The sequence below is a fragment of the Ruegeria sp. CE9 genome (genome assembly GCF_056537425.1).
Genome location: NZ_JBQFRO010000081.1, coordinates 1 through 1,169, shown reverse-complemented (window position 1 = coordinate 1,169; position 1,169 = coordinate 1). Strand labels below are relative to the sequence as shown.

The 1,169-nt window shown below is 58.2% G+C and carries 1 protein-coding gene; it reads left to right on the top strand.

Going from position 1 to position 1,169, the window contains the following annotated elements; all coding sequences use genetic code 11:
• A partial coding sequence (gene tuf / locus ACR0B3_RS24160; RefSeq protein WP_480811259.1) for an elongation factor Tu occupies positions 1-1,169 on the top strand: 1,169 nt, incomplete at both ends.

Here is a 1,169-nt window from a genome sequence, read left to right as displayed (position 1 = left end):
ATGGCAAAGGAAAAGTTTGAGCGTACAAAACCGCACGTCAACATCGGCACGATTGGCCACGTTGACCATGGTAAGACCACGCTGACCGCAGCAATCACCAAGTATTTCGGTGACTTCAAAGCGTATGACCAAATCGACGGTGCGCCGGAAGAAAAAGCGCGCGGCATCACCATCTCGACCGCCCACGTGGAATACGAGACTGATAATCGCCACTACGCGCATGTCGACTGCCCCGGCCACGCCGACTACGTCAAGAACATGATCACCGGTGCTGCCCAGATGGACGGCGCGATCCTGGTTGTGAACGCAGCTGACGGCCCGATGCCTCAGACCCGCGAGCACATCCTGCTGGGCCGCCAGGTTGGCATCCCGAAGATGGTCGTGTTTATGAACAAAGTTGACCAGGTTGACGACGAAGAGCTGCTGGAGCTGGTGGAAATGGAAATCCGCGAGCTGCTGTCTTCGTATGAATACCCCGGCGACGATATTCCGATTATCGCAGGTTCGGCTCTGGCCGCGATGGAAGGCAACAACCCGGAAATCGGCGAAGAGAAGATCAAGGAACTGATGGCGGCTGTTGATGAGTATATCGACACCCCTGAGCGTGCTGTTGACCAGCCGTTCCTGATGCCGATCGAAGACGTGTTCTCGATCTCGGGTCGTGGTACCGTTGTTACGGGCCGTGTTGAGCGTGGCGTGATCAATGTTGGTGACGAGATCGAAATCGTCGGCATCCGCGACACCAGCAAAACCACCTGCACCGGTGTTGAAATGTTCCGCAAGCTGCTGGACCGCGGTGAAGCAGGCGACAACATCGGCGCACTGCTGCGTGGTGTGGATCGTGACGGCGTTGAGCGTGGCCAGGTTCTGTGTAAGCCGGGTTCGGTAACACCGCACACCAAGTTCGAAGCCGAAGCCTACATCCTGACCAAGGAAGAAGGCGGTCGTCATACTCCGTTCTTCGCGAACTACCGTCCTCAGTTCTACTTCCGGACCACTGACGTGACCGGAACCGTGACCCTGGCGGCTGGCACCGAGATGGTTATGCCCGGCGACAACGTGTCGTTCGAGGTTGAACTGATCGCGCCGATCGCGATGGAAAACGGCCTGCGCTTCGCCATCCGCGAAGGCGGCCGCACCGTCGGCGCCGGCGTTGTGTCGAAGATTGT